9 protein-coding genes and 1 tRNA gene are annotated in these 15,012 nt (G+C 70.9%); 8 read left to right on the top strand and 2 right to left on the bottom strand.

Annotated elements, in window-relative coordinates; translation table 11 throughout:
* Positions 1-306 precede the first annotated feature (306 nt).
* A complete protein-coding gene (locus B351_RS17155) occupies positions 307-960 on the bottom strand; it encodes a phosphatase PAP2 family protein (RefSeq protein WP_019399278.1) in 654 nt (217 codons plus the stop codon).
* A gap of 258 nt (positions 961-1,218) precedes the next feature.
* Between B351_RS17155 and B351_RS0111960 the strand changes: the two genes are divergently transcribed.
* Both B351_RS0111960 and B351_RS0111965 read left to right on the top strand, forming a co-directional pair.
* A tRNA-Arg gene (locus tag B351_RS0111960) sits at positions 1,219-1,295 on the top strand.
* Between the two features lie 107 nt (positions 1,296-1,402).
* Positions 1,403-1,738: a hypothetical protein gene (locus B351_RS0111965; protein WP_026010659.1), complete on the top strand. Its 336-nt coding sequence runs from the start codon at positions 1,403-1,405 to the stop codon at positions 1,736-1,738.
* Between the two features lie 231 nt (positions 1,739-1,969).
* Here B351_RS0111965 and B351_RS0111970 read toward each other — a convergent pair whose 3' ends face one another.
* The gene (locus B351_RS0111970) at positions 1,970-3,055 is read right to left on the bottom strand and encodes a DNA topoisomerase IB (protein ID WP_407059583.1); all 1,086 of its coding nucleotides are present in this window, start codon (positions 3,053-3,055) and stop codon (positions 1,970-1,972) included.
* Between the two features lie 104 nt (positions 3,056-3,159).
* On the opposite strand from B351_RS0111970, the gene B351_RS0111975 reads away from it, so the two are divergent.
* The 6 genes from B351_RS0111975 (at position 3,160) to B351_RS0112000 (ending at position 14,992) form a co-directional block, all read left to right on the top strand.
* Positions 3,160-3,540 (top strand): I78 family peptidase inhibitor, encoded by a 381-nt coding sequence (locus B351_RS0111975; protein WP_019399281.1) that lies wholly within the window; start codon positions 3,160-3,162, stop codon positions 3,538-3,540.
* A gap of 211 nt (positions 3,541-3,751) precedes the next feature.
* Positions 3,752-8,227, top strand: a complete 4,476-nt coding sequence (gene gltB / locus B351_RS0111980; protein WP_019399282.1) for a glutamate synthase large subunit — start codon at positions 3,752-3,754, stop codon at positions 8,225-8,227.
* Positions 8,227-9,726 (top strand): FAD-dependent oxidoreductase, encoded by a 1,500-nt coding sequence (locus B351_RS0111985; protein ID WP_019399283.1) that lies wholly within the window; start codon positions 8,227-8,229, stop codon positions 9,724-9,726. The genes gltB and B351_RS0111985 overlap by 1 nt, the downstream gene beginning before the upstream one ends.
* Positions 9,727-10,046: 320 nt before the next feature.
* Positions 10,047-11,237, top strand: coding sequence for a benzoate/H(+) symporter BenE family transporter (locus tag B351_RS0111990; protein ID WP_019399284.1), 1,191 nt, complete (start codon positions 10,047-10,049; stop codon positions 11,235-11,237).
* A 162-nt stretch (positions 11,238-11,399) separates the two neighbouring features.
* Positions 11,400-13,727, top strand: a complete 2,328-nt coding sequence (locus tag B351_RS0111995; RefSeq protein ID WP_019399285.1) for a TonB-dependent receptor — start codon at positions 11,400-11,402, stop codon at positions 13,725-13,727.
* 17 nt (positions 13,728-13,744) lie between these two features.
* On the top strand, positions 13,745-14,992 hold the full coding sequence (locus tag B351_RS0112000; protein WP_019399286.1) for a dipeptidase: 1,248 nt from the start codon (positions 13,745-13,747) through the stop codon (positions 14,990-14,992).
* The last annotated feature ends 20 nt before the right edge of the window (positions 14,993-15,012 follow it).

The raw sequence follows: 15,012 nt of genomic DNA on the forward strand, positions 1-15,012 counted from the left end.
AAGTTCTACTTATGGGGTGTCTGCGGATCGGGGAAGCTTACGAGCCTGTCTGGACCGATCTATGCGACATCATCCGTAGCGCATGGGAATGGCATCGGGCGCAGGCGTTCTAGCTCGCCCGCCAGGGCCTGCGCCCGATGCCAGCATTACTCAGCGCGATGCCCTCAGTCGCTTTGGCGAAGCGGCGGAATAGCAGATCCCCAGTGCTACCGCCCCGAAACACGCGCCACACAGCACGCCGGCAACGAACATCAGCATGTTGTATCCCCCTGGGTGTTCTTGCGGACCTCCCCGCGGGGCCTATCCTCACATGTGTAGGCCGCGTGAAGTAGTGGTAACGGTCACAAGTCGCCACTTCTTTCGGCTATAGGGACGCTCGGTGCCGGCGAGGGCGGTGCCGATTTTTTTGAACCACTTCTCACTGGAGAATGCGACCACGCGGTCCGGGGGCAGTACGACCGAGACGCCGATAGCGAGGACGATGGCCGGCAGGAAGGTGCCGTGCAGGCTCCGCCGCCACATGGCGCGCAGGCCCAGGGCGGCGCCCAGGCCGCCAAGCAGCAGGCCGGCGATGACCTCCGAGACGGGGTGCGCGCCCAGGGGGATGCGCGAGTAGCCGATCAGTCCAGCGAAGGCAGTGCCGGCGAGCGCGGCGGTGGCGCGCCGGCCGGGACTGTCCTGGGGCGCCAGCAGCATCAGCACCACCGGCCACACTGCCAGTGACAGGGCGGTGTGGCCGCTGAAGCAGGTCAGGTCCCAGGCGCGGACGCCGGTACCCCAGCCGTAGAAGGCGATCTTGCTGGCGGCGACCAGCAGGCAGACGCCGGCGACCGCGGCCCACCAGCGCAGCACGGCGCGGGTCGCGCTGCGGTCGCGCAGGACCACGGCCGCGCCGGCCAGCAGGACCAGCGGGACCAGGTAGATGGCGCTGCCGGGGGCGACCAGCCATTGCCACTTCATTCGGCGCCTCCTTGCCGGGATTCCTGTCGATGCCACTTGCTTATGTGCACCTGCAGCATCGCATGCGCGACGGGGCATCCGGTAGGCGTTCGCGGGCGCCTGTTCACCTGCACGTTGGCGGACGGGCGCGTGCCGTCTCCAGCGGCGGACGGATTCCGTTACAATGCGCGACCGCGCCTTGGCCCGTCGGCCTGGAGCGCGGTCCGGTGGCCCGGCCATCGGGGATGAAGGCGGCCATGGCCGCCGGTTCCGCACAACGCGCCTGTAGCTCAGCCGGATAGAGTAGTGGCTTCCGAAGCCATTGGTCGGGGGTTCGAATCCCTCCAGGCGCGCCAGATCCGAGCCCTCGCCCTTGCGGCGGGGGGTCTTGCTTTTGGGGCCTTCATCGGGCGGCGACGCCCGGGGCGACAGGCTGGTTCCGGTTTTCCTGGAGATCCGGACCATGCGCCTTGCCTTCCTTGCCCTGCCCGCCTGCCTTGTCCTGGCCGGCTGTGCGTCTTCGCCCCTGGCCCAGCATGTCGAGCCGATCGACGGGGTGGTATCGGGGCAGTGCCACGTGGACATGGTCCGCGGCGCGGTGGGCCTGGCGGCTTCGGCGACCACGGTGGAGCGCGCGCGCATCGACAGCGACAGCACCGAGGTGGTGCTGGTGCGGGGCCAGGGCGATCGCGCGGGCAGCGCGACCCTGCCGGAGCCCGGCACCGGGGGCGCGGGTGGGCCGCGGCTGGTGGTGGAGACCGGGGACAACAACGCCATTACGGCGTTGCGGTGTGGTTGAGCGGTAGCTGCGGGCCTGTTTGGAAGCCGCCGGGCCCCGGCTTTCGCGGGATGACGGGGGCGGGAGCTTGGCGTGGCGGGCTTGCGCGCCCCCGATACGGCCTGCGGTTGTATCCGGGCCAGGGCTTTCGCCGGAACGGGATGGCTTGGCGGTTTGTTGCCCCGATGCGGCACGCAGCCCTTATCCGGGCTGCGGGATGACGGGAACGGTCCGGCCAGCGGCCCTTCCGGGCTACGCGGTGGCGCGGCGGGTGCGGCGGAGGAAGACCAGGGCGGCCTGTTCCCACTGGCGGTCGCCGCGGCAACGGCTGCAGTGGCGTTGCAGGCTGCCGTCGCGCCAGCCGTCGAACACGCGCGGGTCGATGTAGGCCTTGCGGCAGACGGCGGGGGTGTTGCCCAGCAAACTGGCCACTTCGCGTATCACCTGCACCTGCAGGTCATTGCACTCGCGCTCGCTGGCAGCGGCCTCGAGCGCGGCCAGCGCGCGCATCGCGGCCACGGTGCCGCCCCAGGTGCGGAAGTCCTTGGCGGTGAAGGCTTCGCCCATGGTCTCGCGGAGGTAGTCGTTGACCTGGTTGGACTGCACCGGCTGCACGTTGCCGTCGTCGTCGCGGTACTGGAACAGACACTGGCCCGGCAGTTCGCGGCAGCGGCGCACCAGCCGGGCCAGGCGGCGGTCGTCGACGACCGCTTCCTGCGGCTGGCCCGCCCTGCCGCGGAACGAGATGTGGGCGCGGCCGCCGGCCAGGAAGCGGATGTGGTGGTTGCGCAGGGTGGTCAGGCCGTAGGAGCGGTTCTGCTGGCGGTAGGTCTCGTTGCCCACCCGCAGCAGGGTGTGGTCCATCAGCGCGACCACCATCGCCAGTACCTTCTCGCGCGGGTAGCCGGGCAGGGCCAGGTCGCGGCGGATGCGCCGGCGCAGCGCCGGCAGGGCCTTGCCGAAGGCGAGGATGCGCTCGAACTTGCCCTGGCCGCGATGCAGCGCCCACTCCGGGTGGTAGCGGTACTGCTTGCGGCCGCGGGCGTCGCGGCCGGTGGCCTGGAGGTGGCCGCGGGGGTCGGCGCAGATCCATACGTCGGCCCAGGCTGGCGGGATGGCCAGGGCGCGGATCCGCGCCAGCGTGGCGCGGTCGCGCACCGCGCGGCCGGCGGGGTCGCGGTAGCCGAAGCCGCGGCCCTGCCTGCGGCGGCGGATGCCCGGGTCGGTGTCGGCCACGTAGACCAGGCCGGCGCGGTCGGCATCGCGCCGGGCGGCTTCCGGATCGGCGGCGGCGACGGGGGTGGCCAGGGGAGCTTCCGCGGGTTGGGGGAGCGCCAGTCTCGGCGGGCGGCCGCATCCGGCGCGTCAACATGCAACGGTTAACGCTTCGCGAATGCGCGCCCCTTAACCTGTGCCGTCGAATTCCAACCCGGAGACTGCCCATGCGCTTCCGTCCCCGCCTCGTGCTTCCGCTGGTCCTGCTGGGCCTGGCCGCCTGCGCCGGCAACAACGGCACCCTGAGCGACGATGAGGAGCAGCAGCAGGCGCTGCTTGCCGCGCGCAAGGCGCTGGAATCGGCGGCCGACACCGGGCCGGCCGCCACCGAGCCGCCGCCGCCGCCCAGCTGCGATGCCGCGCCGGTGCAGGGCCTGGTCGGCGAGACCGCCAGCGATGAACTGGTCGAGCAGGCGCGTACCGATGCCGGTGCCGATTCGGTGCGCGTGCTCAAGCCGGGCCAGGCGGTGACGCTGGAGTTCAACGGCGCGCGCCTGAACGTGGAAGTGGACGAGGCCAACCAGATCGTGTCCCTGCGCTGCGGCTGAATACGCCGCTGCGCGCGGCGCGCGGACGAAGGTTGCAATTGCATGTATTTTCCGTGCGCCGCGGCACCTTGCGGCACCGCAACAACTGTGCTTAATTCGGGTATTCCGGCGGCAAACGGGTAGCGCACGTTTCTACTGAAACGGTGTGCGGTGCCGCCCTCGCCAGCGTTCGGGAAAACGCACCCGGATGCCCGCTTTACTCGAGGCACAGATGGCCCTTCGCAACCGCCACGGGCACCAGCAACCGCACGGGCTCTACGATCCTTCCTCCGAGCGCGACGCATGCGGCTTCGGCATGATCGCCCAGCTCGACGACCAGCCCTCGCGCGCGCTCGTCGATACCGCGATCGCCGCGCTCTCGCGCATGACCCACCGCGGCGGCGTGGCCGCCGACGGCCTGACCGGCGATGGTTGCGGCCTGCTGATCCGGCGCCCGGACGCCTTCCTGCGCACCCTGGCGCGCGAAGCCGGCATCGCCCTGGACGACGCCGCGCGCTTCGCCTCCGGACTGGTGTTCCTGCCGGACGAGCAGGCGCTGGCGCAGCGCTGTCGCGAAACCCTGGAGCATGAGCTCCGACGCGCCGGCCTCAGCATCCTCGGCTGGCGGGCTGTACCCACAGACACGCGTGTCTGTGGGGAACTGGCAAGGCAAACGTTGCCTCTCATCGAACAGATCTACGTCCAGGCCGGCGAAGGGCAGGACGAGGAAAGCTTCAACCTGGCGCTGTTCCTTGCGCGCCGCCGCAGCGAGCAGCAGCTCGCCGACATCGCCGACTACTACGTGGTGACCCTCGCGGCCCACGCCATCGGCTACAAGGGCATGGTCCTGCCGGACAAGCTCTCCGGCTTCTACCTGGACCTGCAGCGCCCCGAACTGGCCTCCAGCGCCATCGTCTTCCACCAGCGCTTCTCCACCAACACCCTGCCGCGCTGGCCGCTCGCCCACCCGTTCCGCATGCTCGCCCACAACGGCGAGATCAACACCATCGAGGGCAACCGCCGCTGGGCGCAGGCCCGCGGCAAGGTGTGGAAGACCCCGCGCTTCGACATCGCCGAGCTGGAGCCGATCGTGTCCATGCACGGCTCGGACTCGCAGAGCCTGGACAACATGCTCGAGCTGCTGGTCAACGGCGGCATGGAGTTGATCCAGGCGCTGCGCATCCTGGTGCCGCCGGCGACCCAGTCGCTGGAGTTCAAGGACCCGGACCTGGCCGCGTTCTACGAGTTCTACGCGCTCAACACCGAGCCGTGGGACGGCCCGGCCGGCATCGTGTCCATGGACGCGCGCTACGCCTGCTGCACCCTGGACCGCAACGGCCTGCGCCCCTCGCGCTGGATGCTGACCTCCGACCGCCACTTCATCGTCGCCTCCGAGGCCGGCGTGTGGGAGGTGCCGACCGAGCGCATCGTGCGCAAGGGCAAGCTTGGCCCGGGCGAGATGATCGCCATCGACCTGCGCCGCGGCGACCTGCTGGACAGCGAGGCGGTGGACCGCATCAACCGCACCCGCGCCCCGTACAAGCAGTGGCTGCACCAGGGCGTGACCTGGCTGCAGACCGAGCTGATCGACCCGTCGCTGGCCGAGGAGCCGTTCGACGAGAAGACCCTGCGCAGCTACCACAAGCTGTTCCAGCTCACCACCGAGGAGGTGGAGCTGGTGCTGCGGCCGATGGCCGAGACCGAGCAGGAGGCCACCGGCTCGATGGGCGACGACACGCCCATGGCGGTGCTGAGCCAGCGCAGCCGGCCGCTGTACGACTACTTCCGCCAGGCGTTCGCGCAGGTGACCAACCCGCCGATCGACCCGCTGCGGGAAGACTGCGTGATGTCGCTGTACACCCAGCTGGGCAAGGAGACCAACATCTTCCATGCCGGCCCGGAGACGGTGAACCACGTCATCCTCAACTCGCCGGTGCTGAGCCAGCGCAAGCTGCGCGAGCTGCTGAAGATGCCGCAGTACGCGGACAAGAACCGGCTGATCGACCTGTCCTATGCGCCGGAGGAAGGGCTCAAGGCGGGCATCGAGCGCATCTGCCGCGAGGCCGAGCAGGCCGCGCGCGAGGGCATCGTCCTGCTGCTGCTGTCCGACCGCTACCCGGTGCCGGAGCGGCCGATGGTCCACGCCCTGCTGGCCACCGGCGCGGTCCACCACCACCTGTGCAACGTCGGCCTGCGCTGCGACGTCAACCTCATCATCGAGACCGGCACCGCGCGCGACGCGCACCACATGGCCTGCCTGCTGGGCTACGGCGCCACCGCGGTGTACCCGTACCTGTCGTACCAGACCCTGTTCGACATGGGCCGGCGCGGCATCCTGCAGCTGAAGAAGGGCGAGGTCGCGCAGATCGGCCGCAGCTACCGCAAGGGCCTGTACAAGGGCCTGAGCAAGATCATCTCGAAGATGGGCATCAGCACCATCGCCAGCTACCGCGGCGCGCAGCTGTTCGAGATCGTCGGCCTGGAGAAGGAAGTGGTCGACCTGTGCTTCGGCGGCACGCCCTCGCGGGTGGGCGGCGCCGGGTTCGCGCGGCTGGACGCGGACGCCCGCGCCCTGCAGGCGGCGGCCTGGAACGAGCTGAAGAAGCCGGAGGTCGGCGGCCTGATCAAGTACGTCCACGGCGGCGAGTACCACATGTACAACCCGGACGTGGTCATGAGCCTGCAGAAGGCCACCCGCACCGGGCGCGCCGAGGACTGGAAGGCCTATACCGAGGCGGTGCACTCGCGCCCGCCGTCGGCGCTGCGCGACCTGCTGGAGCTCAAGCCGGCTGACGCCCCGGTGCCGCTGGAGGAAGTCGCCCCGGCCTCGGACCTGCTGCGCCGCTTCGACACCGCCGCCATCTCGCTGGGCGCGCTGTCGCCGGAGGCGCACGAGGCGCTGGCCATCGCCATGAACCGCCTCGGCGGCCGTTCCAACTCCGGCGAGGGTGGCGAGGACCCGGCCCGCTACGGCACCGAGAAGCGCTCCAAGATCAAGCAGGTGGCCTCCGGCCGCTTCGGCGTCACCCCGGAGTACCTGGTCAACGCCGAGGTGCTGCAGATCAAGATCGCCCAGGGCGCCAAGCCCGGCGAGGGCGGCCAGCTGCCGGGGCACAAGGTCAACGAGCTGATCGCACGGTTGCGCTACGCGCGCCCCGGCATCGGCCTGATCAGCCCGCCGCCGCACCATGACATCTACTCCATCGAGGACCTGGCCCAGCTGATCTACGACCTCAAGCAGGTCAATCCGCAGGCGCTGGTCTCTGTGAAGCTGGTCAGCCATGCCGGCGTGGGCACGATCGCCGCCGGCGTGGTCAAGGCCGGCGCCGACCTGATCACCGTGTCCGGCCACGATGGCGGCACCGGCGCCAGCCCGGTCAGCTCGATCCGCTACGCGGGCGGGCCGTGGGAGCTGGGCGTGGCCGAGTCGCACCAGGCGCTGGTGGCCAACGACCTGCGCGACCGCGCCATCCTGCAGACCGACGGCGGCCTGAAGACCGGCCTGGACGTGGTCAAGGCCGCGCTGCTGGGCGCCGACAGCTTCGGCTTCGGCACCGCGCCGATGATCGTGCTGGGCTGCAAGTACCTGCGCATCTGCCACCTCAACAACTGCGCCACCGGCGTGGCCACCCAGGACGAGCGCCTGCGCATGGACCACTTCACCGGCCTGCCGGAGCGGGTGGAGAACTTCTTCCGCCTGTTGGCGGAGGAAGTGCGTGGCTGGCTGTCCTACCTGGGCGCGCGCTCGCTGGACGAGATCGTGGGCCGCACCGACCTGCTGCGGCAGATCGAGGCCGCACCGCGCGAGGGCGTCAGGCTGGACCTGTCCAGGCTGCTGGTGCCCAGCCCGCGCGACGAGGACCGCTGCGCCGCCGCGCGCCTGTACGAGTCGCCGGACAGCCTGGCCACCCAGCTGGACGTGCAGCTGGCCGACGTGATCCGCGACAGGAAGGGCGGCGACCACCGCTTCCTGATCCACAACACCGACCGCAGCATCGGCGCGCGCCTGTCCGGCACGATCGCCCGCCTGCACGGCAACCACGGCATGGAGGACGCGCCGCTCACCCTGCACTTCCGCGGCACCTCGGGCCAGAGCTTCGGTGCGTTCAACGCCGGCGGCCTGCACATGGAGCTGGAGGGCGAGGCCAACGACTACGTCGGCAAGGGCATGGCCGGCGGCCGCCTGGTGATCCGCCCGCCGCGCGGTGCGCGGTTCGAGGCGCGCAGCACCCCGATCATCGGCAACACCTGCCTGTACGGCGCCACCGGCGGCGAGCTGTTCGCGGCCGGCCGCGCCGGCGAGCGCTTCGCCGTGCGCAACTCCGGCGCGCTGGCGGTGGTCGAGGGTGCGGGCGACCACTGCTGCGAGTACATGACCGGCGGCTGCGTGCTGGTGCTGGGCCGGGTGGGCCTGAACTTCGGCGCCGGCTTCACCGGTGGCCTGGCCTACGTGCTGGACCAGGACCGCGACTTCGTGGACCGCTACAACCACGAGCTGATCGACATCCATCGCATCAGCCCGGAGGGCTTCGAGAGCTACCGCCAGCACCTGCACCGGCTGATCACCCGCCACCGCGAGCTGACCGGCAGCATCTGGGCCCAGCAGATCCTGGACGAGTTCCGCGACTACGTGGGCAAGTTCTGGCTGGTCAAGCCCAAGGCCGCGAGCATCGAATCGCTGGCCGACAGCCTGCGGAGGGCCGCGTAATGAGTCGCAAGCAAGTCTTCCAGTTCCTGGAAATGCCGCGCGAGATGCCGCGGCGCATCCCGGTGGAACTGCGCACCGCCGGCGACTGGGGCGAGCTGTACGGCCGCTTCGGCGCGCAGGAGGCCAGCCACCAGTCCGGCCGCTGCCTGGACTGCGGCAACCCGTACTGCAGCTGGAAGTGCCCGGTGCACAACGCCATCCCGCAGTGGCTGCAGCTGGTGCAGGAGAACCGCATCCGCGAGGCCGCCGAGCTGTGCCACAGCACCAACCCGCTGCCGGAGGTGTGCGGCCGGGTGTGCCCGCAGGACCGTCTTTGCGAGGGTAGCTGCACGCTCAACGACGGCTTCGGCGCGGTGACCATCGGTGCGGTGGAGAAGTACATCGTCGACACCGCCTTCGAGCAGGGCTGGCGCCCGGACCTGTCGGCGGTGGAGCCGACCGGCCATCGCGTGGCGGTGGTTGGCGCCGGCCCGGCCGGCATCGCCTGCGCCGACCGCCTGGCGCGGGTCGGCATCCAGGCCGTGGTCTACGACCGCTACGAGCAGATCGGCGGCCTGCTGCAGTTCGGCATCCCCACCTTCAAGCTGGACAAGGCGGTGATCTCGCGCCGGCGCGAGGTGCTGGAGGGCATGGGCATCCAGTTCCGGCTGGGCGTGGAGGTCGGCCGCGACGTCACCCTGGAGCAGCTTCTGGAGGAGTACGACGCCGTGTTCCTCGGCACCGGCGCCTACCGCTACACCGATGGCGGCCTGCCGGGCCAGGACGCCGAGGGCGTGCTGCCGGCGCTGCCGTTCCTGGTGCAGAACGGGCGCATCGTCACCGGCGCCGATCCGGCCACGGCGCAGAGCCGGCCGATCGCCGGCTGGGAAGACCACATCAAGCTGCCCGACCTGGCCGGTCGCCGCGTGCTGGTGCTGGGCGGCGGCGACACCGGCATGGACTGCGTGCGCAGCGCGATCCGCCTGGGCGCGGCGCGCGTCACCTGTGCCTACCGCCGCGACGAGGCCTCCATGCCCGGCTCGGCGCGCGAGGTGGCCAACGCCCGCGAGGAAGGCGTGCGCTTCCTGTTCAACCGCCAGCCGCTGGCGATCGAGACCGACGAGCTCAACCGGGTCACAGGCGTGCGCGTGGTCGAGACGAAGCTGGGCGAGCCGGATGCGCGCGGCCGCCGCGTGGCGGTGCCGATCGAGGGCAGCGAGTCGGTGATCGAGGCCGATGTGGTGATCATCGCCTTCGGCTTCTCGCCGACCGTGCCGGAGTGGATGACCAGGCTCGGCATCGAAGGCACGCCCAACGGCCGCATCCTCGCCGGCGGCGGCGAGCGCCTGCCGTACCAGACCTCGCACCCGCGCGTGTTTGCCGGTGGCGACGCGGTGCGCGGCGCGGACCTGGTGGTCACCGCCGTGGCCGAGGGCCGCGACGCGGCGGCGAGCATTGCCGAACTGCTGGGCGCCCAGCCGCCGGTGCGCACGCCGCAGTACGCCGAAGCGGTGGCCTGAGCGACACGCCCCTCCCCCCACCGGGGGAGGGGTTGGGCAGAGGGCCGGGGGCCCTGCCAAACCCGCATCTCCCGTCGCCCGTCGCCCGGATGAGGCCGAAGGCCGCATCCGGGGTGGCGCGCCAGCTACGCTTGTCTCCTTTGCGCCGGCGCAATCCATGGTGGCGGATCCAGGGTGACCAACCTACCCGGTTACTCAGGGTCTAGTGGGCCGGTGAAAAGGTTGGGGCGCAATCCGCATTCGTGCCCCCGCCCCGCGGTCGGAAAGACTGTTGCATCCTTCCCGTCACGCAGGCGCCGCCGTTGCACCACAATCCCCGTATGCCAGCCGAATCCCTTCCAGCGCGCCTGTGGCGCGACCAGTCCGTATCCGCCATTGCCGCCGGCTTCGTGACCGTGCTGGTGGGCTTTGCCAGTTCCGCGGCCATCGTGTTCCAGGCGGCGCAGGCGCTGGGCGCCACGCCGGGGCAGACCGCTTCGTGGATGTGGGCGCTGGGGCTGGGCATGGGCGCGACCTGCATCGGCCTGTCACTGCGCTGGAAGATGCCGGTGGTCACCGCCTGGTCCACGCCTGGCGCGGCGGTGCTGGTCACCAGCGCGGCCGGCGTGCCGATGGCCGAGGCGATCGGCGGCTTCCTGCTGTCGGCCCTGCTGATCACGGCCGCAGGTTTTTCCGGCGTGTTCGAGCGGCTGCTGGGACGGATCCCGCTGTCGCTGGCCTCGGGCATGCTCGCCGGCGTGCTGCTGCGCTTCTGCGTGGATGCGTTCGGCGCGATCCAGGCGCAACCGCTGCTGGTGCTCACCATGCTGGTGGCGTGGCTGGCCTCGCGGCGGCTGTGGCCGCGCTACGCCATCATCCTCACCCTGGCCGCGGGCACCGCGGTGGCGGCATTGACCGCGCAGCTGGACGTGGGCCAGCTGCGGCTGGAACTGGCACGTCCGGAATGGACCACGCCGCGCCTGGGCCTGGGCGCGGTGCTGGGCGTGGCGCTGCCGCTGTTCGTGGTGACCATGGCCTCGCAGAACGTGCCGGGCGTGGCGGTGATCCGCGCCTCCGGGTATCCGGTGCCGGTGTCGCCGGCGGTCGGATGGACCGGCGTGGCGACGCTGCTGCTGGCGCCGTTCGGGGCGTTCGCGCTGAACCTGGCGGCGATCACCGCGGCCATCTGCATGGGTCCGGAAGCGCACGCCGATCCGGCGCGGCGGTACATGGCGGCGGTGTGGGCCGGGATCTTCTACCTGCTGGTGGGGCTGTTCGGGGCCACCGTGGCGGGGCTGTTCGCCGCGTTCCCGCAGGCACTGGTGCTGGCGATCGCCGGCATCGCCCTGATCGGCACCCTGGGCAACAGCCTGGCCACCGCGCTGCAGGAGGCGGACGAGCGCGAGGCGGCGCTGGTGACCTTCCTGGTCACCGCCTCGGGGCTGTCGCTGCTGGGCGTGGGCGCGGCGTTCTGGGGGCTGGTGGCGGGCGTAATCGTGCGGGTGGGGTTGCGGCCGCGGCGGACGACATGAGCCCGAGCGGGGACAGCACCGCGCGTCATTTCCTGTTGGCGAATCGCCATGAGGAATCGCGCTTGCGGGCATGGACCGGGTTTGTGACCGGCTTCTAGAGTCGTTCCCGTCATAAGCCGCACGCCCGCCACCGGGCCGGCGCCTCCACACGAGACCAGAACCATGAAGCAGCCCGTCACCACGGCCGCCGCGCGCCGTCGTCTTGCCCTCGCCCTGGCCGTCAGCCATGCCCTCGCCCTGGCCGTCAGCCATGCCCTCGCCCTGCCCGCGCTTGCCGAGCCCCAGGCCACCACCCTGGACAAGGTGGTGGTCACCGGCGCGCGCGTGGCCCAGGCCGATGCGGCCATCGGCACCGACCAGGTGCGCAACACCATCGCCATCGACCACGAGGCCCTGCTGTCGGCGCCGGCCGGCATCTCCGGCCTGAAGATGCTGGAGTCGCTGCCGGGCTTCAACGTGCAGGCCAACGACGCGCTGGGCCTTTACGAGTTCGGCAACTCGGTGTTCGTGCGCGCGTTCGGCTTCCGCCAGATCGGCTTCGTGCTCGACGGCATCCCCCTGGGCCGCAGCGACCAGTTCGGCGGCAGCCCGGTGTTCCGCTACGTGGACAACGAGAACACCTGGCGGGTGACCGCCTCGCAGGGCGCCGGCGACGTGGCCTTGCCCAGCTACGCCTCGCTCGGCCCGGTCGTGCAGTACCAGAGCCTGGCGCCGGCGGCGGAGTTTGGCGTGCAGCTGTCGCAGACCTTCGGCGCCGACGACCTCAACCGCAGCTTCATCAAGCTCGACAGCGGCCAGCACGGCGGCTTCTCCGGCTACATCAGCCGCTCCAAGATCGACAGCGAGCTGTGGCGCGGTCCCGGCACCATCGACCGCGAGCACATCGAGGCCAGGGGCCGCTACCAGTGGGCCAACGGCAGCACGCTCGACCTGAAGGTCGTGCACAACGAGTTCTTCGACTACGACACCCCGTCGGTCAGCAAGGCGCAGTACCACGGCACCGCCGGCGACATCTTCGGCCGCAGCGGGCGCCACTACGGTTACCTGGGCTACGTTCCCGACCTGCCGGTCACCGCCCCCGGCATCGCCTACAGCAACGGCGCCTACAACCAGTACTACCAGCAGGCGATCAACCAGCGCACCGACACCCTGTACGGGCTCAGTGGCGCGTTCGTGGCCGGGCCGGACGTGGAACTGCGTGCCACCGCCTACTACGAGGACAAGGAAGGCTACGGCGTCTCGCCCGAGGCCTATGCCACCTCGCTGTCCAGCCACAACGCGCAGCGCCTGCTGGTCCCCGGCCTGCACGCGCCGCTGGGACTGCAGTATGGGCTGTCCACGGTCGGTGGCACCCGCGAGGGCCTGGTGGCCGCGGCGACCTGGGTGGTGGGCGCGCATACCCTGGACGTGGGCGCCTGGCGCGAGCGCGACGAGTACCACCGCACCCAGGCACGCTACAACCAGGCCGGCGGCAACCCCGCCGGGCGGCCGCTGCTGGACCAACCGGTGCACCTGCAGCGCGACTTCTGGTCCACCCGCCGCAGCACCCAGCTGCACCTGAAGGACACCTGGCGCCTGCTGGACGAGCGCCTGGCGATCGAGCTGGGTGCCAAGGCGCTGGACCTGGACTACGAGATCGCCGGCGCGCGCAACCCCGGCGATTACATCGCCGGCCGCCGCCCGGTGATCCGCGACAACTGGAAGGACGGCTTCCTGCCGCAGGCCGGCGTGGTCTGGTCGTTCGGGCGCGAGCAGCTGTTCGCCTCCTGGTCGCAGACCCTCGCCCTGCCGCAGGGCGCGGACGACATCTATTCCCAGGCCAGTCCGGCCGCGCCGGGCCCGGAGGCGGAGACCGCCGAGAACCTGGAACTGGGCCTGCGCAGCAACCGCGCCACCTTCAACGGCGTGGTCGCGCTGTATTCCTCGCGCTTCGACAACCGCCTGCAGGCCTATGCCTCGCCGGTGCCCGGCAGCGGCACCACCGAGACCTTCTTCCAGAACGTGGGCGAGGTCGAGGCCTACGGCGTGGAAGCCAGCGGCGTGTGGAAGCCGCGCGTGCTGGGCGACCGGGTGGCGTTCAATGGCAACCTCAGCTGGAACCGGGCCGAGTTCAAGGACGACTTCTCCACCTTCGCCATCGCCGGCAACCGCGTGCCGGACAGCCCACAGTGGCTGTCGCAGGCCGGCATCACCTGGGAGGCCGGGCGCTGGGGCGTGCTCAACCTTTCCGGGCGCTACGTGGGCGAGCGCTACAGCAACTACACCAACACCGAGAAGGTCGGCGGCTACGCGGTGTGGAACGTCTACCTGGACCTGGGCGGGGAGGCGTTCGGCCAGGGCCTGCTGCGCAACGCGCGGCTGCGGATCAACGTCGACAACCTGTTCGACCGCGATTACCTTGGCACGATCAACCCGGTGGTCAGTGGCCCGGCCACCTACCGGCCGGGGCCCGACCGTACCTGGCAGGTCACCTTGAGCGTGGACCTGTAAAGCCGAGAGGAACGAACTTGCGCAAGACCGCTGTCCCCGCCCTGCTCGCCCTGGCGCTTGCCGCCGCACTTCCCGCCCACGCCGCCAAGCCGGCCGCCTCGCCCGCACGGGCACTGCACGACCGCATGCTGGTGCTCGATACCCACCTGGACACCCCGCTCAACCTCGGGCGGCCGGGCTGGAGCATCGTCGACGACCATCGCGACGAAGGCCCGTTCTCGCAGGTGGATTACCCGCGCATGGTCGAGGGCGGCCTCGACGGCGGCTTCTGGGTGATCTACACCGGCCAGGGCGACCGCAGCCCGGAGAGCAACCGCCGCACCCGCGACGAGGCCCTGGGCCGGCTGCTGCAGATCCGCGAGATGGTGGCGCGGCACCCGGACAAGTTCGAGCTGGCGCTGACCGCCGACGACGCGCGCCGGATCAAGGCCGCCGGCAGGAAGGTGGTGTTCATCTCGATGGAGAACGCCTCGCCGCTGGCCGCCGATCCCAGCCTGCTGTCGTTCTTCCATGCCCAGGGCCTGCGCATGCTGGGCATCACCCATATCGGCAACAACGAGTTCGGCGACTCTTCCAACCCGCGCGAGGGCGAAGGCGCCGAGTGGGGCGGGCTGAGCCCGGCGGGCAAGGCGCTGGTGGCCGAGGCCAACCGCCTGGGCATCGTGCTCGACCAGTCACACTCCTCCGACGCGGTGTTCGACGACCTGATCGCGCTGTCCAAGGTGCCGTTCGTGCTCTCGCACAGCTCGGCCGACGCGGTGCACGACAACCCGCGCAACATCGACGACGAGCGCCTGCGCAGGCTGGCCGCGCACGGCGGGGTGATCCAGGTCAACGCGCTGGGCGCCTACCTGGTCGATACCCCGGTGATCCCGGAGCGCCAGGCCGCACTGCGCGCGCTGTACGAGGAAGCCGAGGCCAAGGGCGGCCGCAGCCCCGAGGTGCTGCGCGAGCTGGCGCGCAAGCGCGAGGAGATCGACCGCCGCTACCCGGTGGCCGAGGCCACCTTCGAGGATTACATGCGCCACCTGCTGCACATCCTCGAGGTCGCCGGCCCGGACCACGTGGGCATCGGCGCCGACTGGGATGGCGGCGGCGGGGTGGCGGGCCTGTCCGACATCTCCCAGATCCCGCGCATCACCGAGCGCCTGCTGCAGGCCGGCTATACCGAGCAGCAGGTCGCCAACATCTGGGGCGGCAACATCCTGCGCGTGCTGGAGCAGGCGCAGGCATACGCGGCGAAGGTGGCCGCCTCATCGAAGTGACCCGGCCCCTCCCAGGGGAC

It is taken from the genome of Pseudoxanthomonas sp. GW2, from assembly GCF_000283075.1.
In the GTDB taxonomy this organism is placed as follows: Bacteria; Pseudomonadota; Gammaproteobacteria; order Xanthomonadales; family Xanthomonadaceae; genus Pseudoxanthomonas.